General features: G+C 73.4%; 17 protein-coding genes, 2 tRNA genes and 1 pseudogene. 6 read left to right on the forward strand and 14 right to left on the reverse strand.

Annotated elements, in window-relative coordinates; translation table 11 throughout:
- Positions 1-2: 2 nt before the first annotated feature.
- Together ACFYYN_RS40570 and ACFYYN_RS40575 are read right to left on the reverse strand one after the other, a co-directional pair.
- Positions 3-1439: an ATP-binding protein gene (locus ACFYYN_RS40570; RefSeq protein ID WP_500549803.1), complete on the reverse strand. Its 1437-nt coding sequence runs from the start codon at positions 1437-1439 to the stop codon at positions 3-5.
- Positions 1440-1510: 71 nt separating this feature from the next.
- On the reverse strand, positions 1511-2287 hold the full coding sequence (locus ACFYYN_RS40575) for an arylamine N-acetyltransferase family protein (protein WP_500549804.1): 777 nt from the start codon (positions 2285-2287) through the stop codon (positions 1511-1513).
- A gap of 56 nt (positions 2288-2343) precedes the next feature.
- Between ACFYYN_RS40575 and ACFYYN_RS40580 the strand changes: the two genes are divergently transcribed.
- Both ACFYYN_RS40580 and ACFYYN_RS40585 read left to right on the forward strand, forming a co-directional pair.
- Positions 2344-2787, forward strand: a complete 444-nt coding sequence (locus tag ACFYYN_RS40580; RefSeq protein WP_500549805.1) for a pyridoxamine 5'-phosphate oxidase family protein — start codon at positions 2344-2346, stop codon at positions 2785-2787.
- Positions 2788-3002: 215 nt separating this feature from the next.
- Positions 3003-4424, forward strand: a complete 1422-nt coding sequence (locus ACFYYN_RS40585; protein WP_500549806.1) for an APC family permease — start codon at positions 3003-3005, stop codon at positions 4422-4424.
- Between the two features lie 105 nt (positions 4425-4529).
- Here ACFYYN_RS40585 and ACFYYN_RS40590 read toward each other — a convergent pair.
- The 6 genes and pseudogenes from ACFYYN_RS40590 to ACFYYN_RS40615 form a co-directional block, all read right to left on the reverse strand.
- Positions 4530-6968, reverse strand: a pseudogene (locus tag ACFYYN_RS40590) (ComEC/Rec2 family competence protein); the annotation flags it as partial.
- Positions 6965-7726, reverse strand: coding sequence for a ComEA family DNA-binding protein (locus ACFYYN_RS40595; protein ID WP_500549807.1), 762 nt, complete (start codon positions 7724-7726; stop codon positions 6965-6967). The gene ACFYYN_RS40595 and the pseudogene ACFYYN_RS40590, both read right to left, overlap by 4 nt.
- Before the next feature lie 334 nt (positions 7727-8060).
- A complete protein-coding gene (locus ACFYYN_RS40600) occupies positions 8061-8906 on the reverse strand; it encodes a DegV family protein (RefSeq protein WP_500549808.1) in 846 nt (281 codons plus the stop codon).
- Positions 8907-9008: 102 nt separating this feature from the next.
- Positions 9009-9653, reverse strand: coding sequence for a hypothetical protein (locus tag ACFYYN_RS40605; protein ID WP_500549809.1), 645 nt, complete (start codon positions 9651-9653; stop codon positions 9009-9011).
- Positions 9654-9878: 225 nt separating this feature from the next.
- Positions 9879-12734 (reverse strand): leucine--tRNA ligase, encoded by a 2856-nt coding sequence (gene leuS, locus ACFYYN_RS40610; RefSeq protein ID WP_500549810.1) that lies wholly within the window; start codon positions 12732-12734, stop codon positions 9879-9881.
- 249 nt (positions 12735-12983) lie between these two features.
- Positions 12984-14906, reverse strand: a complete 1923-nt coding sequence (locus ACFYYN_RS40615; protein ID WP_500549811.1) for a S53 family peptidase — start codon at positions 14904-14906, stop codon at positions 12984-12986.
- Positions 14907-15281: 375 nt separating this feature from the next.
- On the opposite strand from ACFYYN_RS40615, the gene ACFYYN_RS40620 reads away from it, so the two are divergent.
- Positions 15282-16430 carry a hypothetical protein gene (locus ACFYYN_RS40620; RefSeq protein ID WP_500549812.1) on the forward strand — a complete coding sequence of 383 codons (1149 nt, stop codon included), beginning with the start codon at positions 15282-15284 and terminating at the stop codon, positions 16428-16430.
- A complete protein-coding gene (locus ACFYYN_RS40625) occupies positions 16427-18007 on the forward strand; it encodes an NADH-ubiquinone oxidoreductase-F iron-sulfur binding region domain-containing protein (RefSeq protein ID WP_500322961.1) in 1581 nt (526 codons plus the stop codon). Before ACFYYN_RS40620 ends, ACFYYN_RS40625 begins: the two co-directional genes overlap by 4 nt.
- Before the next feature lie 134 nt (positions 18008-18141).
- On the opposite strand, the gene ACFYYN_RS40630 is transcribed toward ACFYYN_RS40625, so the two are convergent.
- Positions 18142-18214: transfer RNA gene (locus ACFYYN_RS40630), tRNA-Ala, on the reverse strand.
- 147 nt (positions 18215-18361) lie between these two features.
- Between ACFYYN_RS40630 and ACFYYN_RS40635 the strand changes: the two genes are divergently transcribed.
- Positions 18362-19645, forward strand: a complete 1284-nt coding sequence (locus tag ACFYYN_RS40635; protein ID WP_500549813.1) for a glycosyltransferase 87 family protein — start codon at positions 18362-18364, stop codon at positions 19643-19645.
- Positions 19646-19652: 7 nt separating this feature from the next.
- Here ACFYYN_RS40635 and ACFYYN_RS40640 read toward each other — a convergent pair whose 3' ends face one another.
- Positions 19653-21092, reverse strand: coding sequence for an MFS transporter (locus tag ACFYYN_RS40640; protein ID WP_500549814.1), 1440 nt, complete (start codon positions 21090-21092; stop codon positions 19653-19655).
- A 101-nt stretch (positions 21093-21193) separates the two neighbouring features.
- On the opposite strand from ACFYYN_RS40640, the gene ACFYYN_RS40645 reads away from it, so the two are divergent.
- Positions 21194-22111, forward strand: a complete 918-nt coding sequence (locus ACFYYN_RS40645) for a helix-turn-helix transcriptional regulator (RefSeq protein ID WP_500549815.1) — start codon at positions 21194-21196, stop codon at positions 22109-22111.
- A 49-nt stretch (positions 22112-22160) separates the two neighbouring features.
- Here the strand turns inward: ACFYYN_RS40645 and ACFYYN_RS40650 are convergent.
- From ACFYYN_RS40650 to ACFYYN_RS40665, 4 genes are all read right to left on the reverse strand, one after another.
- Positions 22161-22233, reverse strand: a tRNA-Ala gene (locus ACFYYN_RS40650).
- 105 nt (positions 22234-22338) lie between these two features.
- Positions 22339-22992 carry a histidine phosphatase family protein gene (locus tag ACFYYN_RS40655; RefSeq protein WP_500549828.1) on the reverse strand — a complete coding sequence of 218 codons (654 nt, stop codon included), beginning with the start codon at positions 22990-22992 and terminating at the stop codon, positions 22339-22341.
- Positions 22989-23426, reverse strand: a complete 438-nt coding sequence (gene rsfS / locus ACFYYN_RS40660; protein ID WP_500549816.1) for a ribosome silencing factor — start codon at positions 23424-23426, stop codon at positions 22989-22991. Before rsfS ends, ACFYYN_RS40655 begins: the two co-directional genes overlap by 4 nt.
- Positions 23427-23512: 86 nt before the next feature.
- Positions 23513-25276, reverse strand: a complete 1764-nt coding sequence (locus tag ACFYYN_RS40665) for an LCP family protein (protein ID WP_500549817.1) — start codon at positions 25274-25276, stop codon at positions 23513-23515.

Below are 25276 nucleotides of genomic sequence, written 5' to 3' on the forward strand. Positions count from 1 at the left end.
GTTCAGCCGCGCCAGGCGCGGACCAGGTCCTCGGGGCCCCAGTGGGCGGCCAGGGGGAGGCCGGGGGTGACACCGCAGCGCGAGACGGCGACGAGCGGGGTGGCGGGCGTCGCGCCGGGGACTGCGGTCACGTCGCGGACGAGGGCTTCGTATTCGTGGCGGCCGAAGGGGTGGGTGTCGAACCACTTGACGGAGCCGACGAAGTGGACCTGCGTGGCCACCGGTTCGCGGTCGGCGCCGACGAGGTCGACCTCGGGGTTGTTCTGGCGGTTCCACCAGCCGCCGACGGCCTCGGTGCGGGGCCAGGCCTCGTCGGGGAGCAGCCTGAGCAGGGACGCGCGGACGACGGGCTCGACCGCGCGGCCGCGCCAGGTGGACCAGGACCGCTCGAAGCGTTCCAGGGCGAGGTCGCCCCGGCCGCGTTCGATCAGGGGGAGGGCGCGGTCCACGAAGGCGAGCCAGAAGCGCAGGTAGGGGTCGGCGATGCGGTAGCGCTTGTTCTTGGTGTCGGCCTTGGCCGACAGGGGGAGGTCGGCGGAGAGCACGCGCTTGGTCAGGAGGGTGCCGAGCAGGGGCGACAGGGTGCCCGAGGGGAGCGGGTGGGCGCCCCCGGTGCGGGCCGCGATGGAGGAGAAGGTGCGTTCGCCGCTGCCGACGGCCTCCAGGACGGCACGGGAGTGGGAGGCCTCGGGGAACTCGCCGAGCAGGGAGAGCTCCCCCGCGACGAGGAGCGGGGAGAGCGGGGTGGAGAAGGCCCCGCGCAGGAACGCGGTGCGGGAGGTGCCGGGCCGCCACGACTGGACGATCTCCGGGAAGCCGCCGGTGATCAGGAGGGCGTCCACCGCGTCGGCGGCGCCGAGACCGGTCATGGACTGCACGTCGGCGAGGTGGAGCGGGCGGACGGTCATCTTGGTGCCGCGGCCGTAGAAGGGGCGGCCGTAGGTCTGGAGCGCCTCCATCACCGACATGTCGCTGCCGACCAGCACCAGCAGGACGGGCTTGGCGGACAGGTGGCGGTCCCAGACGGTCTGCAGGGCCCCCTCGAACTCGGGGTCCTGCTCCACCAGCCAGGGCACCTCGTCGATCACGGCGATGCTCGGCGTGGTGTCGGGGACGGCGAGGGCGAGCGAGCGCAGCGCCTGGTTCCAGTCGCCGGTCCGGAGGCCGGCGACGAGGTCGGCGCCGGGCAGGCCGGAGTGGGCGAGGGCCGTGGCGAAGTCCGCTCGTTCGGCCGCGGGGTTCCGCCCGCGGGTGGCCTGGAAGACGACGTACGGCACCCCGGAGCGGTCGCAGAACTCCTGGACCAGGCGGGACTTCCCCACCCGGCGCCGGCCCGTCACGATCACGGCTTGGCCGCGGGTGGCGGCCGTGCCGTCGGTGACCCGGCGCAGCAGGTCGGTGAGGTGCTCGAGGTCGGCTGTGCGGCCGGTGAACTCCATCGGCGTCGGCCCCCGTGGGCTGGCTGGGAAGGCGGCTGGAAAGGTAGACCCGATCTTACGTAGATCGAGTCTTACTTTACCTCGGGAACCCGGTCCAGGACGAGGCCGAAGCGCTCGCGGTAGGCGGCGAGGACGGCGGCGTCGCCGTCCAGGGCCTCTTCCCGGCGGATGCCGTCCGGGGCGGTGGTGATGAGCGTGCGGCCGGAGAGGGTCAGCCTCCCGCCGTCCTCCGTCAGACGGGAGCAGACCAGGGACCGCGTGAAGTGGGAGTGTGGCGAGGTCTGCTGGTACCAGGAGCCGACCTCGAAGTCGGCGAGTTCCCGGGGGCGGGGTTCGAGGCGGAAGACCGGCTCGCCGTCGTGGTGGAGGTCGAGGTCGCCGTACGGGGCCGGGGTGAAGCGGAAGACGCCGCCGGGGTCCTTCTGGTCGACGCCGGGGGTGAGGTCGAGGGGGAGGTGCGCATGGCGGCCGAAGCCGACGTCCGCGAGGAGGGTGACACCGTCGCAGGTGCGGACGCGGAGCGCCATGTGGTCGAAGGGGATGCCGAGGCGCGGGCCGTTGACGGAACGGGCCGCGTAGAGCGTGACGTCGTAGCCCAGGGCGGCGAGCAGGGCGCCGAAGGCGCCGTTGACCTCGTAGCAGAAGCCGCCGCGGCGGGCGGTCACGATCTTGTCGTGGAGGACCTCGGGGTCCAGATAGACGCCTTCCCCGAGGTGGATGGAGAGGTTCTCGAAGGGCACGGCGACGAGATGGCGCACGTGCAGCTCGCGCAGAGCCGCCGCGTCGGGGCGTTCGGGGCGCGCGGCGCCGATGCGGCGGAGGTAGGCGTCGGCCTGGGAAGCGTCCATGGCGTCAGTCTTGGGGAACCGGCGACGATCACGCCAGACCCGGCTGGCTTCACGGCATGACGCGAACACTGCGCGAGCGGCACGCCGCGGCGATGGGCCGGCTCAGGGACGACGGGGACGTGTGGGTGGCGACGGCGGACGCGCGCGGGGTGCCGCGCCTCGTCCCGCTGTCGTTCTGGTGGGACGGGGAGGAGCTGTGGCTCGCCACGCGCAGGACGAATCCCACCGGGAGGAACCCGGAGTCCTCGGGCCGTGTGCGGCTGAGTCTGGGTCACACCAGGGATCTGGTGCTCATCGACGGCACGGCACGGGTCGTGGACTTCGCGCGGCTGCCGGACGGTGTCGCTGACGCCTTCGCGGCGAAGGCCGAGTGGGATCGCCGCGGTGACGGACCTTCGTACGCGTTCTACGCGATCCGGCCGCAATGGGTGCAGGCCTGGGGGACGCTGCCGGAGATGCGGGACCGGGACCTGATGAAGGAAGGGGTGTGGCTGTTCTGATCGCCAATCGGCGATATACACAGTGACAGGCCTTAAGTTGCCGGTTTTACGTCGGACATGGGCTGGTTGATCTTCGGATTTCGTTGTCCGGAGACTCTTGACGGGGGCTTGACGCGCGCGGTTTCATCCTCGGAAGCGGAGATGAATATTCCGTTTCATGTTTCCCTGGACCGGAGGCGGTAGCCCCCTCGAGCCCGACCCGATCGGATGCGCGCATGACCGACACGCTCCACCCGCCGACGGCCCCGCACTCGCCGCTGGCCCCGCCCATCGAGGCCCCGAAGTCGCTCAAGAGGTCGATCGGCGTGGTCGGCGGAACGCTTCTGACGCTGTCGTGCCTGACCCCGGCCTCCTCGCTGTTCGTCATCGTGCCCCCGCTCTTTGCCGACCTGGGAACCGGGACGGCGCTGACCATCGTGATCGCGGCGGTCCTCTGCATCGCGGTGGCCTTCTGCTACTCGGAGCTCGGGACGCTGATACCGAGCGCGGGCGGCGAGTACGCGATGGTCGGCACGCTCATCGGGCGGCTGGCCGGGTGGATCGTGTTCGTGCTGTCCCTGATCGTCGTGATGATCGTGCCGCCGATCATCGCGCTCGGCACGGGCGAGTACCTGGCGCCGATCATGCAGATCGACCCGAAGATCGCGGGCGCCGCCGTCATGCTGCTGGCCACCGTCATGGGCCTGCTGGACCTGCGGGCCAATGCCTGGATCACCGGCATCTTCCTGGTCCTGGAGGTCGTCGCGGCGGCGGTCGTGGCCTTCCTCGGCTTCTCCCACAGCTCGCGGTCGGCCTCGGTGCTGATCCACCCGGTGACGGAGGCCGGGCACGGGGTGGGGTCGGCGGTCACGGCGGGGACGATCATCGCGGGGCTGGCGATCGCGCTCTTCGTGCTGCAGGGCTTCAGCACGGCCGTGTACCTGTCCGAGGAGATGGAGAACCCGCGGCGCACGGTCTCCCGGACCGTGCTGTGGACGCTCGGCATCGGCGCCCTGGTGGTGATCGTGCCGACGATCGCGATCACGCTGGGCGCGCCCGACATGAACTCCCTGATGGCGGGCGACCTCTCGGCGCTCGTGCGGGGCTGGAGCAATTCGGCGGTCGGCACCTTCATCAGCCTCTGCATCGCGCTGGCCATCATCAACGCGGGCATCGTGATGGTCATCCAGAACTCCCGGGTGCTGTACGCCTCCGCGCGGGACCGCGCCTGGCCGGCCCCGGTCAACAAGGCCTTCGGCACGCTGAGCAAGCGGTTCGGCGCCCCGTGGATCGCCACGCTCGCGGTGGGCGTGCCGGGCGCGGTGCTGTGCTTCGTGCCGGTGGAGACGCTGAGCGGCGTCACCGGCGTGGCGGTCGCCGCGATGTACGTCGTCGTCGCCCTCGCGGCCCTCGGCTCGCGCCGCGCCGGGCACAAGGAGCGTGCGGCCTGGCGCATGCCGCTGTGGCCCGCGGTACCGCTGCTGCTGGTCGTCGTGCTGGCGTACGTGCTGACCCAGCAGACCGCGCAGGACCTGGTGATCACCGGTGTGATCGTCGCCGCCTCGCTGGCCTACTGGCTCTTCTACCTCCGGCCGCGGCAGAGCACCCGCTGGGTGATCTCCGTGCCCGAGGAGGAGATGGGCCTGGAGGACGCCTGAGCCGCCCGTCCCCGGCACCCGTGGGGCCCGTACCGGTCGTGCACCGGTGCGGGCCCTTCGCCGTCCCCGGACGGCCCGCTCCGCGGCGGGCGACGGACCGGTCGCGGCGGCCCGCAGGTCCTCCCGGTCGCCCAGGACGGCGACCGGGCCGTCCCGGTCGGTGCGCAGGACCGTGGTGCCCTGGGCGCGCAGCGCCGCGAGGGTCCGGGGCGACGGATGTCCGTACGGGTTCCCGGCCCCGCAGCTGACGAGCGCGAGACGGGGCCGGATGCGGGTCAGCAGCGCCGGGTCCTGGTAGGCGGAGCCGTGGTGGGCGACCTTCAGGACGTCGACGCGCGGGAGGTCCGGGGCGGCGGTCAGGAGCGCGTGCTGGGCCGCGGGCTCCAGGTCGCCGAGGAGGAGCACGGTGAGCCCTGCGGTGCGGACCAGCAGGGTGACGCTGGCGTCGTTGGGATTGGTGCCGCCCAGATCGGCGCCCTCGGCGCCCGCGAGCAGGGAGGGCGCGGCGGGCCACAGCACACGCCAGTCGAGGGGGCCCAGGCGGCGGCGCTCCCCGGGCGTCGCGCGCAGCAGGGGAACGCGGGCGGCGGCCGCCTGACGGCGTACGAAGGCGGCCTGGTCGGAGGGTTCGTCGAGGGTGGTGGTCTCGATGGCGCCCACGGCACGGTCGCGCAGGACCCCGGGGAGGCCGGCGACATGGTCGGCGTGGAAGTGCGTGAGGACGAGCAGCGGGATCGCGGTGACCCCGAGCGAACGCAGGCACCGGTCGACGAGGCGGGGCTCCGGGCCGGTGTCCACCACGACGGCGGCGCCGTCGCCCGCGGAGAGCACCAACGCGTCGCCCTGGCCGACGTCGCAGGCCACCAGCCGCCAGGCCGGCGGCGGCCAGCCGGTCACCGAGCGGGGCAGCGGTGCGGGGCGTACGACGGCCAGCACGAGCAGCAGCGCGGCGGCCGCGCACAGCCAGGGGCGGCGCAGGATGCGGCGCCCCGCCGCGACCACCACCACGGTGACGGCCGCCAGCAGCAGGGCGCCCGCCCAGGTGCCGGGCCAGTCGAGCGTCGCCCCGGGCAGGGCGGCACCGCGCCGGGCCACCGCAGCGATCCAGCCGGCGGGCCAGCCCGCGACCCAGGCGAGTGCCTTGGCGACGGGCATGGCGAAGGGCGCCGCGGCCAGGGCGGCGAAGCCGAGGACGGTGGCGGGGCCCACCGCGAGTTCCGCCAGCAGGTTGCAGGGGACGGCGACCAGGCTGACGTGGGCGGCCAGCACCGCCACCACGGGGGCGCACACCGCCTGCGCGGCGGCCGCCGCGGCCAGGACCTCCGCGAGGCGCGGTGGCACCCGCCGGTGCCGCAGGGCGGTGCTCCAGCGCGGGGCGAGGACCAGGAGCGCCCCGGTGGCCAGCACGGACAGCGCGAAGCCGTACGAGCGGGCGAGCCAGGGATCGTGGAGGAGCAGCAGCAGGGCGGCCCCGCACAGCGCGGGCAGCAGGCTGCGGCGGCGGCCCGTGCCGATGGCCAGCAGGGTGATCAGCCCGCAGGCGGCCGCGCGCAGCACGCTCGGGTCCGGTCGGCACACGACGACGAAGGCCACGGTGAGCACTCCCCCGAGCACGGCCGTCACACGGAGCGGAAGGGCCAGCCGCGGAGCCAGGCCGCCGCGCTCGGCGCGCAGCGCGAGACCGGGCGGACCGATCAGCAGGATCAGCACCAGCGAGAGGTTGGAACCGCTGACCGCGGTCAGATGGGTCAGGTCGGTGGCCTCGAACGCGTCGTGCAACTCCACCGGGATACGGGAGGTGTCCCCGACGACCAGCCCGGGAAGGAGGGCACGGGCGTCGGGCGGCAGGCCCTCGGTGGCCTCGCGCAGCCCCGCGCGGAGTCCGCCGGCCACACGTTGCGCACGGCCGGGCGGCCCCACGACGCGCGGCGGCCCTCGCACCGACAGCACCGCGGCGATCCGGTCGCCCGGCCCCGCCGCCGGGGCGAGCCGGGCCTCCGCCTCGACGCGCGTGCCGGGCAGCAACGTCAGCCACGTACGGGCGGGTTGCCGGGCGATGAGCAGGACCGGTGTGCGGACGGCGGTCCTCGTGCCGCTCGCCGTCACGCGTACAGCCTCGGCCTCCACCAGCACCGCTTCCGGCGCCCGGACGGCCCCACGCACCTGCGGGCGGATCAGCCGGGGATCCGCCGTCAGCCTCAACTCCACCCTCGCATGTGCGTGTTCGGCCGCCAGGGCGGGCACCGAGCCACGGTGCAGGTCAGCGGAGTGCAGTCCCGCCACGGCCGCGGACGCCGCAGCGCAGAGCGCCACGGTGGCGACCGACGTCCACCGGCGTACGAACGACGCGAGCGCCACCAGGACGACCAGCGCGCACGTCCCCACCACGGCTCGCCCGGGCGCCGCGAGGGCGACGCCCGCGGCGAGCCAGGCCGCGAGGGCCGGGGCCACCAGACGGAGGTCCGGCGGGCCCTCCTGGCGCGGGTTCGACGCGCCCCGGGGTGAGGCGGCCGCCGCGTGCACCGCCGGGCGTGGCGCGCTCACGGGGTGACCAGCGGCTTGAGATCGGAGAACCGGCGGTCCCCGATGCCGTTGACGTCACGCAGCTGCTCGACGGAGGTGAAACCGCCGTGCCGGCCGCGGTAGTCGATGATGTGCCGGGCGAGCACCGGCCCCACACCGGGCAGGGCGTCCAGCTGCTCGGCGGTGGCGGCACTGAGGCTGACCGGACCGCTCGACGCGGCGGTTGACTGGACCCCGGTGGCCGGTTGCGGGGCGGCACGGCCCACGACGATCTGCTCCCCGTCGGCCAGCAGGCGGGCCAGGTTCAGGGCGCTGGTGTCCGTACCGGGCAGCGCTCCCCCGGCGGCGTCCACGGCGTCCGCCACGCGGGACCCCGCGGGCAGCCGGCGCAACCCCGGCCTCCTGACCTTGCCGGCGACGTCCACGACCAGCACCGGTTTCGCCCCGGGCGCGGGGCTCGGCGCCCGGGGCCCGGCCGCAGCGGAAGCCCGCGCGGCGACGGGGGCCTCGGCCGCGGCGGGCAGCGCCGCGGCGACCGGCGGCACCGCCACGGTGCGCGGCCGGCCGGTCCAGAAGTGGTGCACCGCGAAGGCGAGGGCGACGAGGAGGACGACGGCCAGGGCGGCCGCCGTCTTCGCCTCGATGCCGCAGCGGACGGAGAGCCAGGTGGGGAGGCGCTCGGTGAGGGCCAGGCGCCAGGCGCCCGCGGCGCGGCGCCCCGGCGGATCCGGCGCCCCCGGCGCCGCCGCTCGTTCCGGCGCAGCCGCTCGTTCCGGCACGGCCAACCGCTCCGGCCCATCCGGTCGTTCCGGCACGGCCAACCGCTCCGGCCCATCCGGTCGTTCCGGTGGATCCGGAGCCGCCGCGCCCGCCCCACCCCGTGGCGCGGGACGGGTCGGCGGACGGTCGAAGAGGGCGGCGGCCCGTTCCCGGACCGCGCCGGCGGCGGGCCCGGGTGCGGGCACGCGTGCGGACGGGTGCCTGCGGTGGCGAGGAGTTGCGGTGGTCGATCCCATGTCAGGGACGGTAGGCGGACCGGCGCCAACGAGATGATCTTGCCCAAGTCCTGTGGATCGTCCAGAGGTTGTGGATAACCCCGTCACCCGAAGGAGGTCACAGCGGGGAGACGACCGCCCCCAGCAGCCCGGGCCCCGTGTGGGCGCCGATCACCGCCCCGACCTCGCTGAGGACGAGGGTGTTGAGCCCGGGGACCCGCGCCCGCAGCCGCTCCGCCAGGGCGGACGCGCGGTCCGCGGCGGCCAGGTGGTGGACGGCGATGTCCACCGGACGGGTGCCCGCCCGTTCGACGACGATCTCCTCGAGCCGCGCCAGCGCCTTGGAGGCCGTACGCACCTTCTCCAGCAGCTGGATGCGGCCCTCGTCCAGCTGCAGCAGCGGCTTCACCGCGAGCGCCGACCCGAGCAGCGCCTGCGCCGCGCCGATGCGTCCGCCCCGGCGCAGGTAGTCCAGGGTGTCCACGTAGAAGTACGCCGACGTGTCCGACGCCCGCTTCTCCGCCGCCGCCACGATCTCGTCCGCGGAGCCGCCCGCCTCCGCCGCCTCGGCGGCGCTCAGCACCGGGAACCCGAGGGCCATGGCGACCATCGCGGTGTCCACGACGCGCACCGGCACGGGCGCGTCCGCCCCCGCGAGCAGCGCGGCGTCGTAGGTGCCGGAGAACTCCGCCGACAGGTGCAGGGAGACGATCTCGGTCGCGCCCGCCTCCGCCACCGCGCGGTAGGCGGCGGCGAATTCCTCGGGGCTCGGCCGCGACGTGGTGACGGGCTTGCGGCGTTGCAGGGCGCGGGCGACCGCCGGCGCCGACACCTCGGTGCCCTCTTCCAGCGCTTCGTCGCCGATCACCACCGCCAGGGGCACCACGGTGATCCGGTGCCGGGTCAGGGCCTCCTGCGGCAGGTAGGCCGTGGAATCGGTGACGATAGCGACATGGGACGACATGTGCGGGAGGTTACCCGCGCCGAAGGCCGGGCGACAGTACGGCTCCGCCGAGGTGAACCCCGGTGAACGTCCCCGCGGCCCGTCCCGGCCGCGTCCGGCCCCTCACAGCGCCTTGGGCGGCTGTCCGGTGCCCGGCTCGGGCATCCGCCCGCGCCGCGTCCCCGGCTGAGTGCGCGGTTCCGGTTCCGGCTCCGGCAGTGCCGAGGGCGCCCAGTGCCGCAACGCCCCGGCCTCCAGGTCGATGTCGCGGCCCAGCGCCGCGAGGTCGTCGTCGGCGAAGCGGCGGGCCCGGTCCTGGGCGGCCCAGCGCAGCGAGTCCGCGGAGTGGGTGATGCGCCGCGTGCGCTCCTCCAGCTCGCCGATCCGGGCCGCGATGCGGGCGCGGTCGGGCTCGCGCTCCAGCAGCCGCAGCTCCGCGTCGAGCTCCCGGGCGTGGGAGCTCAGCCTGGCGAGCAGCGCCACGGCCTCGCTCAGCGACGGGTCGACGGCGGCCTGCCCCTCCAGTGCCGCTTCCGTGCTCGTGACGGACGTACGCAGCGCCAGGCGCAGCTCGGCGAGCTTCCCTGCGGGCCCGGGCCTGCTGTACCGGCGGGCCTTCAGGCCGGTGTCCTCGACCACGCGGCGGGCCTCGATGCTGGTGCGCTCCACCCCGCGCTTGACCGCCCGCGCCGTCTTGACCGCGGCGACGACACCGAGCGCCACGAAGGAGGCGAAGAGCAGCAGGATCACGGCGACGGCGACATCCACGGCGGCTCCTCTGCCCGGTCGGCCCGGTCCGTCCGACCGGCCCGATCTGCTCGATCGGTTGTATGCCCACCGTAAACGGACGGGGGCGGGCGAGGGTTCCGGGAGAACCCCCACCCGCCCCTTACACCGACCTGCTCCGGCCTGCTCCGGCCTGCTCCGGCCTGCTCCGGCCTGCTCCGGCCTGCTCCGGCCGGACGATCAGCCGCGCATCAGGCGCTCAGGCCATCACGCGGGGACGATGTTCACCAGCTTCGGCACCCGCACGATCACCTTGCGGACCCCTGCGCCGTCCAGCGCGGCCACGACCGCCGGGTCGGCCAGGGCCTGGGCCTCCAGGTCGGCGTCGGAGATCGTCGGCGGCACCTCCAGACGGGCCTTGATCTTGCCCTTGATCTGGACGACGCAGGTGACGGTCTCGTCCAGCACGTACGCCGGGTCGGCCACCGGCAGGTCCTCGTGCGCCAGGGAGCCCTCGTGCCCCAGCCGCCGCCACAGCTCCTCGGCGATGTGCGGGGCCAGCGGCGCGATCAGCAGCACCAGCGGCTCGGCGACCGAGCGCGGCACCGGACCGCCCGCCTTGGTCAGGTGGTTGTTCAGCTCGGTGATCTTGGCGATGGCGGTGTTGAAGCGCAGGCCCTCCAGGTCCTGGCGGACGCCGTCGATCGCCTTGTGCAGGGCGCGCAGGGTGTCCTCGTCCGGCTCGGCGCCGGTCACCGTGACCTCGCCGGTCGTCTCGTCCACGACGTTGCGCCACAGCCGCTGCAGCAGCCGGTACTGGCCGACGACCGCGCGGGTGTCCCAGGGCCGGGAGACGTCCAGCGGGCCCATCGCCATCTCGTACAGGCGCAGGGTGTCGGCGCCGTACTCGGCGGCGATCTCGTCCGGGGTGACGGCGTTCTTCAGGGACTTGCCCATCTTGCCCAGCTCGCGCTTGACCTGCTCGCCGCCGTACCACCAGCCGCCGTCGCGCTCCTCGACCTCGGCCGCCGGGACGGGGAAGCCGCGGCCGTCGCGGTAGACGTAGGCCTGGATCATGCCCTGGTTGAACAGCTTGTGGAACGGCTCCACCGACGACACGTGGCCCAGGTCGAACAGCACCTTGGACCAGAAGCGCGCGTACAGCAGGTGCAGCACCGCGTGCTCGGCGCCACCGACGTACAGGTCGACGCCGCCGTGCGGCTGACCCTCGCGCGGCCCCATCCAGTACTGCTCGATCTCGGGGTCGACCAGCTTCCGGTCGTTGTGCGGGTCCAGGTAGCGCAGCTCGTACCAGCAGGAACCGGCCCAGTTGGGCATGGTGTTGGTCTCGCGGCGGTAGCGGCGCACGCCGCGGCCGTCACCCAGGTCCAGCTCGACGTGGACCCACTCCGCGTTGCGGGACAGCGGGGTCTCCGGCTCGGTGTCCGCGTCGTCCGGTTCGAAGGTGCGCGGGGAGTAGTCCTCGACCTCGGGCAGTTCCAGCGGCAGCATCGACTCGGGCAGGGCGTGGGCGACGCCGTCCTCGTCGTAGACGATCGGGAAGGGCTCGCCCCAGTACCGCTGGCGGCTGAACAGCCAGTCGCGCAGGCGGAAGTTGATGGTGCCCTCGCCGATGCCGCGCTGCTCCAGGTACGCGATGACCTTGCGCTTGGCGTCGGCGACCTCCAGGCCGTTCAGGTCGATCTCGTCGTTGGCGGAGTTGATCGCCGGGCCCTGGCCGGTGTACGCCTCGCCCTCCCAGCCCTCGGGCGGCCGGACGGTGCGGATGATGGGCAGCTCGAAGACGGTGGCGAACTCCCAGTCGCGCTCGTCCTGGCCGGGGACGGCCATGATGGCGCCGGTGCCGTAGCCCATCAGGACGTAGTCGGCGACGAAGACCGGGACGCGGGTGCCGGTCAGCGGGTTCACGGCGTACGCGCCGCTGAAGACGCCGGTCTTGTTCTTGCCCTCGGTCTGCCGCTCGACGTCCGACTTGGACTGGGCCTGCTTGCGGTACTCCGCGACGGCCTCGGCCGGGGTGGCCGCGCCGCCGGTCCAGGCGTCCTTGGTGCCCTCCGGCCAGGCTGCCGGCACCACGGTGTCGACCAGCGGGTGCTCGGGGGCCAGCACCATGTAGGTGGCGCCGAACAGGGTGTCCGGACGCGTGGTGAAGACGGTGATCGGGCTCTCGCCGTGGCCCTCGACCGCGAAGTCGACCTTGGCGCCCTCAGAGCGCCCGATCCAGTTGCGCTGCTGCAGCTTGATCGCCTCGGGCCAGTCCAGGGCGTCCAGGTCGGCCAGCAGGCGGTCCGCGTAGGCGGTGATGCGCATCATCCACTGGCGCAGCTTGGCCTTGAAGACGGGGAAGTTCCCGCGCTCGGAGCGGCCGTCGGCGGTGACCTCCTCGTTGGCCAGCACGGTGCCCAGGCCGGGGCACCAGTTGACCGGGGACTCCGAGGCGTACGCCAGGCGGTACTCGCCCAGGACGGCGTCACGCTCGGCGGGGCTCAGCTCGGCCCACGCCCGCCCCCCGGGTGTCTGCCGCTCGCCCTTCTCGAACTGCTCGACCAGCTCGCCGATGGGGCGGGCGCGGTCGGCCTGGGGGTCGTACCAGGAGTTGAAGATCTGCAGGAAGATCCACTGGGTCCACTTGTAGTAGTCCGGGTCGATCGTGGCGAACGACCGGCGCTTGTCGTGGCCCAGGCCCAGCCGGCGCAGCTGGGACTTCATGTTGTTCATGGCCGCCTCGGTGGTGACCCGAGGGTGCTCGCCGGTCTGCACGGCGTGCTGCTCGGCGGGCAGGCCGAAGGCGTCGAAGCCCAGGGTGTGCAGCACGTTGTGCCCGGTCATCCGCTGGAAGCGGGCGAAGACGTCGGTGGCGATGTAGCCCAGGGGGTGGCCGACGTGCAGTCCCGCACCCGAGGGGTACGGGAACATGTCCATGATGAACTTCTTGGGCTTGGCCAGCTCGCCGTCCCCGGCCAGGTCACCGGTGGGGTTCGGGGCGGCGAAGGTCTGGTGCTCGTCCCAGAAGTCCTGCCAGCGGCTCTCGATGTCGGCGGCCAGGGCGGCCGTGTAGCGGTGGGGCGCAGCCGCCTCCGCGGCGGGGGTGGTCTCGCTCATCGTCCTTCGTACTCCATCGCTGTCATGACGGCCTGCGGCCCGGCCGCCGTACGGACATCTGCCTGCTCACTGCGGAAACGAAAAAGCCCCTCGCACAGGAGGGGCGCCGCACTGACATCGATCGTGGTCAGCGCGGCTTGCTAAGCAGAAGGCGTACGGCACGCATGCGGTCAGGGTACCCCAGAGCGGGAAGGGCCCGCACCGAGGTTCCCCCCGGTGCGGGCCCTTCCGTGCCGTTTCCGGACCTGATCAGCGGTGGTGCGGCCGGTACGAGTCGAGGTAGCCGCGCGCCGGGGTGCCGACGCCGGTCACGTCGTCGTAGCCGACGACCGCGGACAGCGAGCTGTCCTTGCCGAGGCTGCGGAGCGAGGTGATCGTGCCGTCCGCCGCGTCGAAGCCGTTGGCGTAGTCCACGCGGACGACCGCGAGGTCCTTGCCGCGGCCCAGCGGGTGGTCGGTCACGTCGTGGTACGCGCCGGTGCCGTAGCGGTCGTAGATCAGCGGGTTGGCGAAGCCGATCGGCACGCCGTGCCGGGCCTGCTGCGCCAGCGCCTGGACGCCCGCGATCACCGGTGCGGCGAGCGAGGTGCCGCCGATCCGGTACTCGCCGTACTGGAAGGACCCGTCCGGGAAGGCCTGGGTCTGGCCGACCAGGAAGCCGGTGTTCGGGTCGGCGACGGCCGAGATGTCCGGCTCGACGCGCTGCTTGACCGTGCCGCCGTTGGCCAGCGCGAGCGAGTTGGGAACCACGCCGCGCTGGTAGAAGGGCTGCGCGTAGAGCTTGCTGGTGCCGCCGCCGGCGCCGGAGGTGTAGGCGCCGGGGAAGGCCGTCCAGCTCGAGCCGTCCTCGGCCAGCGTGGCCTTCAGGGTGCCCCAGCCGGTCTCCCACTGGTACTTGTCGCCCTTGCCGACGGCGAGCGAGGTGCCGCCGACGGAGGTGACCCAGGGGGAGTTCGCCGGGGTGTCGACCTGCTTCGCGCCGTGCGCCGCGACGTTGTCGCCCGCGTCGCCGGAGGAGAAGTAGAAGCCGATGCCCTCGACCGCGCCGATCTGGAAGATCTGGTCGTACGCGGCGGCGATGTCCGGGGTCTCGTTGCTCTCGATGTCGCCCCAGGAGTTGGAGACGATGTCGGCGAGCCGGTGGTCGACGATCTTGCCGAGCGCGTCGAGCAGGTCGTCGTCGGTGCAGGAGGAGGCGCCGACGTAGGTGATGTCGGCGGCCGGGGCGACCGCGTGCACCGCCTCGACGTCCAGGGTCTCCTCGCCGTACCAGCCGGAGGCGTCGCACTCGTCGGGGCTCGTGTAGCGGTAGTCGGCCGGCAGCACCTGGGAGAGCTGGCCGCGCTTGTAGGCCGCGTCGCCGTTGCGGGCGGCGTACTTCTTGGCGTCGGCGACGATCGTCGGGGAGGCGAACGCGTCGGTGATGGCGACGGTGACGCCCTTGCCGTTGTACGAGCCCGCGCCGTAGGCGGCGCGCAACTGCTTGCCCGTGTAGCCCTTGACGGCGTACGGGGCGCGCGTGCCGTAGGCGACCGGCAGCTTCTTGTTCGTGTTCGACCCGTAGTAGGTGGAGAAGGGGCCGGAGTTCTTGAAGACGGCGCCGGGCGGCGGCAGCGTGTCCTGGTGCTGCGCGCGCCGCGGGGAGTTGTCCAGGCCGGTGACGGTGAGCACCGCGCCGCCCAGGGAGGCGGGGACGGAGGCGGTCCCGGTCGGGGCGTGGTAGGTCTTGGCGCCCTTCGCGTAGTTGTGGAGCTGGGTGCCGAACGCCTGCTCCGCGTCGGCGACGTCGCCGGTCACGGTCAGGTAGTGCTCGTCGACGCCGGTGACCTTCAGCCCGGAGGACTCCAGCCACTGCCGCGTCTGCGCGATCTGCTGCGCGGAGGCGCCGAAGCGGGCCTTGGCCTGCTTCGCCGAGAGGAACGTGCCGTACGAGGCGGAACCGGGGTCGGACACGGCCTGGGCGTAGGCGGCCAGGCCCTGGGCGTCACGGCCGGCCAGGTACACCCGGAGGGTGACCTTGGCCGAGTCGGCGGTGGCGCCCTTGTCGGCCTTGGCGGTGGCCCAGGCCGGCTTGCTGCCGGCGAGGCTGTGACGTCCGTGCGGTGCGTCGGCCTGGGCGGTGGGTATGCCCATCGCCAGCGCACCGGCGACCAGAGGCAGTGTCGCTGCCATGGCCAGGCCGGCCCGCCTTCTCGAGCGGGTTGAGCTCATGAAACCCCCTGCTGTGTGAAGTTCGCGCGGAGTGGCGGCGCGCCGGAGACGGCAGCGCGCGTGGACCGCCACGCCACTCTCGCGGTGAACAGCTCATGCCAGGGACATGTGTTCGCCAAGAAGGACTCAAGGAAGGCCCACGAAAGGGCAATTGGGACGGCAATCCGATCCGGAATGCGGACATATGGTGCCGGAGAGCGGACGCTCCGGTGAAGGACCGATCATCCTTGCCGAACGGAGCCCGAACAAACCAACGTTAGCAGTTCGTAATGATCCTCATCCCGGGTTGTCGAAAGACGATCGTTCAGGCCACCCGTACGGGTTAGCGTCTGCCGCATGCGCACCAACCGACAGTCCCCGGACGGTCGCCGGACCCCCCCGATACCGGCGAGCGACATCCTGTCCGGGGCCCTTCGCGCCGCACGGTCGCCCCGCGCCTGGGCGATCGCCGGCACCGCCGCCGCCCTGCTCGTCCTCGCCGTCACCGCGGGTCCGTACCTGCGGGCGTTCCTGGACTTCGGCGCCGGCGTCCTCACCCTCGTCTCCCTGAGCTGCACCGTCATCTGGGGCCTGGTGTCCACCGACACCGTCTTCCTCGGCCCCCGCGAACGCCTGCTCACCCAGGGCATCCACCGCGGTCTGGGCGTCGCCGCGATCGGATTCCTGGTCCTGCACGTGACGACGAAGGTCGTCGAGGTGCGGGTCACCACCGCCGGCGCCTTCCTCCCCCTCGGCGTGACCGGCCGGGACGGCCTCATCGCCCTCGGCGTGCTCGCCGCCTACCTGATGATCCTGGCCGCCGCCACGGGCGCCATGCGCAGCGTCTTCGCCGCCAACCGGCACCCCGTGCGGTGGCGCATCCTGCACAGCACCGCCTACGCGTCCTGGTGCATGGCGCTGATCCACGGCCTGCAGTCCGGCCGCTCCGCCAAGACCTGGATCATCGTCGCCTACGGGATCTGCCTGGTGGGTGTCGCCATCGGGCTGATCTACCGGCTCCGCAGGACCCGTGGCGAGGCGCTCTTCCCCGACACGCGGGAGCGCTCGGCCTCCTTCCGCAAGCTCGGCGGCGAACGGGCCGCGTCCCGGGGCGGTTCCGGCCGCCGGCGTGCCGTGCCCCGCGAGGAGAACGGGCCCAGCCTGGCCAGCGCCTACAGCGAACCGCTGCCGCCGCTGCCCAACTTCCCCACCGCCCAGCAGTACACGGCTGTTCCTCCCCCGGCCCCGGACCGTACCCTCGGCATGGATCCCGCGGCCGCCACGATGCAACTGCCGCAGGTGCCCGCCGACCCCCAGGCGACGTACCAGCAGCAACCGCAGGTGCCGTACCAGCAGCAACCGCAGCAGACCAGCTGGGACGGCACTCCCGCATGGGGCACCCCGGTGCCGGACGGCAGGCAGGGCGCGGATCCGCTGGGAGCCGACAGGCTCCAGCCGATCGCCTGGCAGCAGTCCACGCCCGGACCCTATGAAGGACAACGATGAGCGTTCCCGCCATACCGGACCGGTCACCCGCCCCTCGCCCGGGGGCGGGTGATGTGCTCCCCGACGTGCGTACCGTCGGGCTGCCCCGGATCACCGCGGGGTTCGACGAGGTGGAGCGCCTGGACCGGGTGACCCACCTCAATGTGCACGGTTCCATGCCCAGCATGACCGAGGGCGAACTGCTCGACCTCGCCGAGCTGATGGGCCTGCGCGGCCGTGGCGGGGCGGGCTTCCCCTTCTACAAGAAGCTCAAGGCCGTCGGTGAGGCCGCACGCCGGCGCGGCTCGCCGACCGCGGTGATGGTCAACGGCTGCGAGGGCGAACCGGCCTGCCGCAAGGACGCCGTCATCCTGCGCCGCGCCCCGCACCTCATGCTGGACGGGGCCCTGCTGTGCGCCGAGATCCTCGGCGCCCGCGAACTGGTCATCAGCGTCACGCGCGACACCAACGAGCAGTCCGTGCGCGACGCCCTGGCCGAGCGGGGCCTGGGCACCAAGCGGGGCCGCCAGCTGAGGGCCCGGATCGTGCGCATGCCGGAGCGCTTCGTGTCGGGCGAGTCCTCGGGCATCATCTCGGCGGCCAACGGCGGCCTCCCCCTGCCGCCCGGCAAGAAGGTGAGCGCGAGCGAGTCCGGCCTCGGCGGCATGCCGACGCTCTTCTCCAACACCGAGACCTTCACCCAACTGGCCATCGGCGCCCGCATGGGGGCGATCCGCTTCGGCTCCGCGGGCGCCCCGGGCGAGCCCGGTACGGCCATGCTGACGGTGTCCGGCTCGGTGCCCCGGCAGACGGTCGTGGAGACCCCGACGGGTGTGCCGATGTCGTACATCCTGCAGATGTGCGGCGGGAACCCGGGGCAGGGCGTGCTCGTCGGCGGCTACCACGGCAACTGGATCGACCCCAGCGTCGCCTCGATGGTGACCATCGCCCGCGAGAGCCTGGAGGCCCACAAGGCCACCCTGGGCGCGGGCGCCCTGCTCCCGCTGGACCCGGGACTGTGCCCGCTGGGCGAGTCGCTGCGGGTCGCGCAGTGGCTGGCCGCCGAGACGGCCGGGCAGTGCGGGCCGTGCCGCCTCGGGCTGCCCCGTATGGCCGGACTGCTGCAGGACGTGCTCAACGGCGGCGGGCAGGCCGCGCTGGAGCAACTGCGGCAGACCGCGGTCGCGGTGAAGGGGCGCGGGGTGTGCAAGCACCCCGACGGCTCGATGCGCTTCGTGATGTCCACCATCAACGCCTTCACCGACGACCTCGCCGCCCACGTCCTCGGCGGCGGCTGCGGCCGCCCCACCGTGGGCGTGCTGCCGCTGCTGAAGTCCGACCCGCCGGCGCCGCGGGGTGGCGCCCCCGTCGGCGCCGCCGCGCAGACCAGCAACAAGCGGCTGAACGTCGACTGGACGCTGTGCAAGGGCCACGGCCTGTGCGCCGGCGTGCTCCCGGAGATCGTACGGCTGGACCGGGACGGCTACCCCGACATCGCCGGCACGCCCGTCCCGCCGCACCTGGACGCGGCCGCGCAGCGCGCGGTGGCCCGCTGCCCCGCACTGGCGCTGCGCATGGAGGAGGGCGGCCGCCGCTGACCCCGGCCGCACACAGGAGGGCCCGGCGCCGTCGCGGTGCCGGGCCCCTCCGGCGTACGGACCGCGGTGCGCCGGGGCATACGAAGAACCCGTCCGGTCGTGACGACCGGACGGGCAGTGTCCGCGGTGGGAAGTGGAGCTACGGGGATTCGAACCCCGGACCTCTTGCATGCCATGCAAGCGCTCTACCAACTGAGCTATAGCCCCGCGATGCCGTTCTCCCGGGTTCCCCCGGCGACCTGGGATACATTACACGGCCCCGGGGCCGGTACGCCAAATCGATTCCTGGCCCGCGGGCACGGCGCCCGGTACTGTCGGCTGACCCCGCCCCGGAAGAATCTGGAGAAGGCCGCAGTGACCGCGACGCAGCCGATCGCCGACACCGCGGCCCGCAGCTCCCGGGTCGGCAGGCCCACCCTCGTCGCGGCGCTGGTGTGCCTGGTGTCCTTCGCGGCGTTCTGGGCCGCCCAACGCGCGGCACACGTCTCGATGATCGACCTCACCGTCTACCGGGCCGAGGGCTGGTCGGTGCGGGGCGGGGACGACCTGTACGCGATGCGGGTCACCCACGCGCAGCTGCCCAACACCTATCCGCCGTTCGCCGCGCTGCTTTTCACGTCCCTGACACTGCTGGGCCCGGGTGCCGCGCGGATCGCGGCGACCGCGGTCAACCTCGGCCTGCTGGTCGTCCTGGCCCATCTGTCGCTCCGGCTGGCCGGGCTGCCGCGGCGGCTGCCCGCGGCGGCGGCCGCACTGGGCGTCGCGGCGGGCGCGGTGTGGTGCGAGCCGGTCTGGACGACGCTGCGGTACGGCCAGATCAACCTGCTGCTCGCGGTGCTCGTGCTGGGGGACCTCGCCGGGCGCAGGGGCCGGGTCGCGGGCATCGGCATCGGCATCGCGGCGGGCATCAAGCTGACACCGCTGCTGTTCGTGGCCTTCCTGGCCGTCGGCGGGGCGGTGATCGCCTGGCGGCGGCGGGAGCGCTGGAACACCTGGCTGCGGACGGCCGCCGTGGCGTCCGTCACCTTCGCCGCGACCATCGGCCTTTCCGCGCTCGTCCTGCCGCGCGACTCCCGGCGCTTCTGGACGGAGGTCGTCCTCTCCGCCGACCGCGCCGGCAACGGCGAGGACACGGCCAACCAGTCGCTGCGGGGCGTCCTCGCCCGCGCCCTGCACACCGGCGACCCCGGCACCTGGTGGCTCGTCGCTGCACTCCTCGTGGGCGCCGTGGGCGTGGCCGTCGCCACGGCCCACCTGGCGGCCGGGGAACTCGCCTGGGCGGTCCTGTCCTGCGCCGTCACGGCACTGCTGGTCAGCCCCGTCTCCTGGTCGCACCACTGGGTGTGGGCGGTCCCCCTGGTCGTCCTGCTGGCCGGCCAGGCCCTGCGGCGGAGCCGTCCCGCACGCTGGTGGGCCGGCGCCGCCGCGTACGCCGCCCTCTTCTGCTCGTACGCGCTCTGGCTCACCCCGCACGGCGACGGCGTCTCGCGTCCCGAACTCCACCAGTCCGCGGGGCAGATGGCCCTGTCGGCGGTCTACCCGGCCGCCGGGGCCGCGTTCTTGTGCCTGTCGGCGGCCGTCGCCGTCGCCCGGCGCCGCCCTCGCGCACCGCGCAGGACCCCCGTGGCGGCCGCCTGAGCGGCGCTCAGGCCCTCCGCCGCCGCAGCACCGCCACGAGCGCCCCGGCCGCCGCGGTGGCCGCCAGGGCGGCGGAGGTGACCGCGACGGCGTGCGCCGAGGAGTGGGCGGCGCTCAGCCGGCCCAGGAACAGCGTGCCGAAGGAGGCCACCCCGATCAGCTGACCGAGCTGGGTGACGGTGGCCAGCAGGCCACTGGCGTCCGCGGCGTCCTCGGGACGGACCTGCCCCAGGGCGAGGGTCAGGGTGGGGCTGAAGGAGGCGCCCAGCCCCAGGCCGACCCCGAACAGGGCCACCAGGAAGGCCGGTTCGTGCTGCTGCCCGTCGCGCAGCAGCAGGCCGATCGCCGCGAAGGACGCGCCGGCCACGATCAGTCCGCCCGGCGCCAGCCAGGCGTGGGCACGCGCGGGCAGCCGGCGCCAGGTGAGCCCGGTGCCGCCGAAGGAGACGGCCGCGGCGCTGAAGGTGAGCCCGGTGTGCAGGGCGCTGAGGCCCAGCCCGCTCTGCAGGTGGAGCGCGATGGCGAACAGGAACCCGGCGTTGAGGGCCATGGCGACCCCGATGACGGCGACGGAACGGAGCATGCCGGGTGCCCGCAGGACCCGCGAGGAGACCAGCGGCGCGCCACCGCGCCGGGCGAGCCGGGTCTCCAGCACGGCGAAGACCACGCACAGCACGACGCTGAGGCCGAGGCAGACCCAGCCCCACGCCGGCCAGCCCTCCTCCTGCCCCAGCACCAGGGGCACGGTGAGCAGGGTCACGGCCGCGCCGAGGGTGACCAGCCCGGGCAGGTCGAGACCGCGGCGGCGCTCGGCGGCGCCTTCGGGGTCGCGCGGGACGACCCGCGGGACCAGGACGAGCAGGACGAGCCCGATGGGGACGTTCACCAGGAAGGCCGGGCGCCACCCGGTGCCGAACAGGTCGGCGCTGACCAGCAGCCCGCCCAGGGACTGCCCGGTGGCGGCACCGGTGGCCAGGACGGCAGCGTAGACGCCGAGGGCGCGCACCCGCCGTTCGCCGGAGAAGTTGCGCTGGATGAGGCTGAGCACCTGCGGGATCATCAGGGCGGACCCGGCCCCCTGCACCAGCCGGAACGCGGTCAACTGCCCTGTCGACCCGGCGAGTCCGCAGGCCAGGGAGGCGGCGGTGAAGACGGTGAGCCCGGCCAGGAACGCCCTGCGGTGGCCCCACAGGTCGCCGGTCCTGGCACCGGTGATGAGCAGGACGGCGTAGGAGATGGTGTAGCCGGCCACGATCATCTGCAGCCCGGCACCCGAGGCGTGCAGGTCGGTGCGGATGGTGGGCGCGGCCACGTTGACGATGAAGACGTCCAGCAGGGCCATGAACTGACCGGTGAGCAGGACGCCGAGCAGTTGTCCGGCACGCGGTCCGCGGCGGCCCGGAGGGCCGGCCGGGGCACGGCGTGCGGTAACGGTGGGATTCGCCATGGTCCGAGGCTGCGGGCGGTCCCGTACCGGTAACGAGAGCCCCCGGATCCTGGTACTGACAGCACCTGGCAGCCCCGCGCGGACGGGCGGACGATGGGCGCATGGCCGTACCGTCCCCGCGCCGCACCGAGCTCGCCGCCTTCCTGCGCAGCCGCCGCGCGCGTATCCGGCCGGAGGACGTCGGCATGCCGCCCGGCCTGCGCCGCCGTACGCCCGGGCTGCGGCGGGAGGAGGTCGCGCAGCTCGCCGGGGTGGGGGTGACCTGGTACACGTGGCTGGAGCAGGGCCGGCCGATCAACGCCAGCGTGCAGGTGCTGGACGCGGTGGCGCGCATCCTGCGGCTGGACGTGGCCGAGCGCAAGCACCTGTACCGGCTGGCGGGCGTGCCCTTCGTCCGCGAGCCGGTCTCCGACGCCGAGGCGGTGGGCGAGGAGGTGGAGGGCATAGTCGACGCCCTCGACCCGCTCCCGGCGGTGGTCTACAACGCCCGTTACGACGTGCTGGCCTGCAACTCCGGTTACCGGCGGCTCTTCCCCCAGGTGCGGATCGCCTCCCGCGCCGACCGCAACGTGCTGCTGCGCCTGTTCACCGGCCCGCCGTGCTGCTCGGCGTACGTCAACCGGGAGGCCGAGCTGCCCCGGATGGTCGCGCAGCTGCGCGCCTCGTACGGCCGGCACGTGGGCGAACCGGCCTGGGAGTCCTTCGTCGGGCGGCTGGTCCGGGAGAGCGCGGAGTTCGCGCAGATGTGGGCGAGCGGGGACGTGGCGGCTCCGGGACAGCGGATCAAGGTGATCCAGCACGCCTCGGTCGGCAGGATCCGGCTGACCTCGACCTCGCTGGCGGTCCAGGCGATGCCGGAGCACCGGATCGTGGTCTACACGCCGGCCGACGAGGAGAGCCGGGAGCTGACGGTGCGGCTGCGGGAGCTGGACGACCCGCTGGTGGGCTGCCCCCGGCACGCGCGCCCGCTCTCGGCGCTCGCCGCGGAACAGGAGCCGGCCGCGGAACGGACCGGGTGAAACGCGAGGATCCCGCCTCCCCTGGGGGAGACAGGATCCGATACCGCTGTGGAGCTACGGGGATTCGAACCCCGGACCTCTTGCATGCCATGCAAGCGCTCTACCAACTGAGCTATAGCCCCGCTGTCCTCGGGCTTTCCGCCCGGCGAACGAGAAGAAGCTTAGCCGGTCAGGGCCGGATTCCTGAAATCGGCTGCGTCCCGGCCCCGCCCCGGCTCCCGGCCCCGTCAGTCGTCGTCGCCGAGCACCGGCTCGGGCAGGGTCCCGGCGTTGTGCTCCAGCAGCCGCCAGCCGCGGGCGCCCTCGCCGAGGACCGACCAGCAGGTGTTGGACAGCCCGCCGAGCGCCTCCCAGCTGCGCGGGTCCAGCCCGAGGAGCCGGCCGATGGTGGTGCGGATGGCGCCGCCGTGGCTGACGACGACCAGCACACCGCCGTCGGGCAGCTTGTCGGCCGCCGCGAGCACCACCGGGGCGGCCCGGTCGGCGACCTCGGTCTCCAGCTCGCCGCCGCCGCGCCGCACGGGCTCGCCGCGCTTCCAGGCCGCGTACTCCTCGCCGTAGCGCTCGGTGATCTCCTCGTGGGTCAGGCCCTGCCACACGCCCGCGTAGGTCTCCCGCAGGCCCTCGTCGTACGAGATGTCCAGCTCCGTGACCGCGGCCAGTTCGGCGGCGGTGTCGGCGGCGCGCTGCAGGTCGGAGGAGATGATCGCGTCCGGCTGCAGCGCGGCCAGCAACCGGGCGGCGCGCTTGGCCTGCGCGACGCCGGTCGAGGTCAGCGGGATGTCCGTGGAGCCCTGGAAGCGGCCCTCCACGTTCCAGGAGGTCTGTCCGTGCCGCCAGAAGACGACGCGGCGGCCGCGACCCCGCGTGTGGCCGTTCAGATCAGCTCTCCGTCCTCGTCGGCGGCCGCGTTGGCGCGGGCGTGCTCCTCGGCCTTGCCACGGGTGGCGACGGCGTCCTTGGGGAGCTCGAGCTCGGGGCAGTCCTTCCAGAGCCGCTCCAGCGCGTAGAAGACCCGCTCCTCCGAGTGCTGGACGTGCACCACGATGTCGACGTAGTCGAGCAGGACCCAGCGACCCTCGCGCTCGCCCTCACGGCGCACCGGCTTGACGCCGAGCTCCTCCTGCAGCCGCTCCTCGACCTCGTCGACGATGGCCTTCACCTGGCGGTCGTTGGGCGCGGAGGCCAGCAGGAACGCGTCGGTGATGGAGAGGACGTCGCTGACGTCGTAGGCGATGATGTCGTGCGCGAGCTTGTCGGCGGCCGCCTGGGCGGCGGTCTGAATGAGCTCGATGGAGCGGTCCGTGGCGGTCACAGGTAAGGCTTTCCGGTCGGGGACGTCGTACGTCCAGGGTCTCACGGACCGCGCTCGGTCCCCGACCGGTTATGGACCGCCCCGGGTCAGTTCTTCTCCGGCGGGCTGTAGTCCTGGCCCAGGACGACCGTGATGTCGGCGTTGGAGGCCACGCCGCCCTTCTTGGCGGCCTTGGCGGACAGGCCCAGCGTCTTGGCCAGCTCCTCCGCGTTCGTCTTCTGGTCGGCGTCGGCGTACAGGACCTGTGAGGTGGCCCGGGTGTCCGCGGTGGCGCCGGAGACGAAGGTGTAGCCGCCGCCGACGATCTGCACCTGGGCCTCGCCGGTGTTGGCGGCGACGCCGGTCGCGTTGCGCAGGGTGACCCGGGGGATGCCGTCGGAGTCGGTGTTGGTGACGGTGCCGCCGAGCACCTTCTTGACCACGTCCTCGGTGGCCTTCTCGCTCAGCGTGCCGTCGGGCTCCACCGGCAGCGTCTCGGTGGTGTAGTCGCCGCCCTTGGCCTCCTCCGACAGGGCCGCGAGGCTGCTGCCGAGGTCCTTCTCGGTCAGCGGGGGCTCGATGACCTGGTTGAGCCCCTCGACGGTCTTGGTCGCCAGGTCCGGGTCGCTGTACATCTTCTTCAGCACGGCCTGGACGACCTGCCCGAAGCGGGCCAGCTGCTTGTCGGGCCCCTCGCCCGGTCCCCGGTAGACGGCGTACGCGACGGCGGCCTGGCCGCCCAGCTCCTGCTGCTTGCCGGGCTTGACGAGGGTCTTGCCGTCCTGCTTCTTGCCTGCCTTCACCGTGGCGTCGGTGTCGACGAGGACTCCGCCGAGGGACTCGACGAGGTTGTCCAGGTACGGGGTGTCCAGCCGCCAGGTGCCGCTGATCTTGGTGCCGAGCAGACCTTCCAGCGCCTCACGGGTGGGGGCGGAACCGTTCTCCACGACGGACTTGCCGAGCGTGGTGCTGCCGCCGTCGTCGCTGCTCACGGCGAGCGAGTTCGGCAGCAGGACGGTGGTGCCCTTCTTGGTGGTCGAGTTGCTGACCAGCAGCGCGGTCGAGGTCGCCTCGCTGCCGACCGGGCGCAGGTGCAGCACGATGACGTCGCGCTTCTGGCCGCCCGCGGCCTGCTGGGCGGTCCCGGAGTCCCCGCCGAGGCCGGGGATCTTGCCGGCCTTCCACAGGTAGCCGACGCCGCCGACGGCGGCCAGCACCAGGACGACGACCGCGGCGACCACGCGGTTGCGGCCGCGGCGCCTGGCCTCCTCGCGCCGCTCGGTGCGGGACTCGGTGAACTTCAGCCAGTCGATGACCTCTTCCGACTCCTCGGTCTCCTCGTCGACGAAGGAGAACTGGCCGGTGTGGTAGTCGGCTTCGGCCGCGGCGGAGCGGCCGGCGGCGGGCCGGGCCGGCGGCTCCTCGAAGGCGGGCTGCCGCTGGGCCGGAGGGGCCTGCGGCGGGGTCTGCGGGGGTGCCGGCGGCTGCTGTCCGTACTGCTGCTGCTCGTAGTACGGCTCCTGGTACTGCGGCTGCTGCGGGATCCACCCCTGGTACTGCTGCGTCTGCTGGGACTGTTGGGGGTGCTGGGGTCGCTGGGGTTGCTGCTGCGGCGGCTGAGGTTGCTGGTACTGCTGCTGCTCCTGCGGGTAGTACGGCTGCCCGGAGTACCCCTGCTGGTCCTGGTAGGACTGCTGCCGGCCGGTCTGCTCACCGGTCTGCTGCGCGTACGGGTCGTACTGGCCGTACTCGTTGCCGTAACCGTTTGCGTAGTCGCCCTGCTGCTGTGCGTAGGGGTCTTCTCCGTAGGGGTCCTGACCGCCCCGCTCGGGTGTTCCCTCGGCGAATTGCCATCGGGGGTAGTCGTTCAC

It is taken from the genome of Streptomyces sp. NPDC001902, assembly GCF_042891295.1.
Lineage (GTDB): Bacteria > Actinomycetota > Actinomycetes > Streptomycetales > Streptomycetaceae > Actinacidiphila.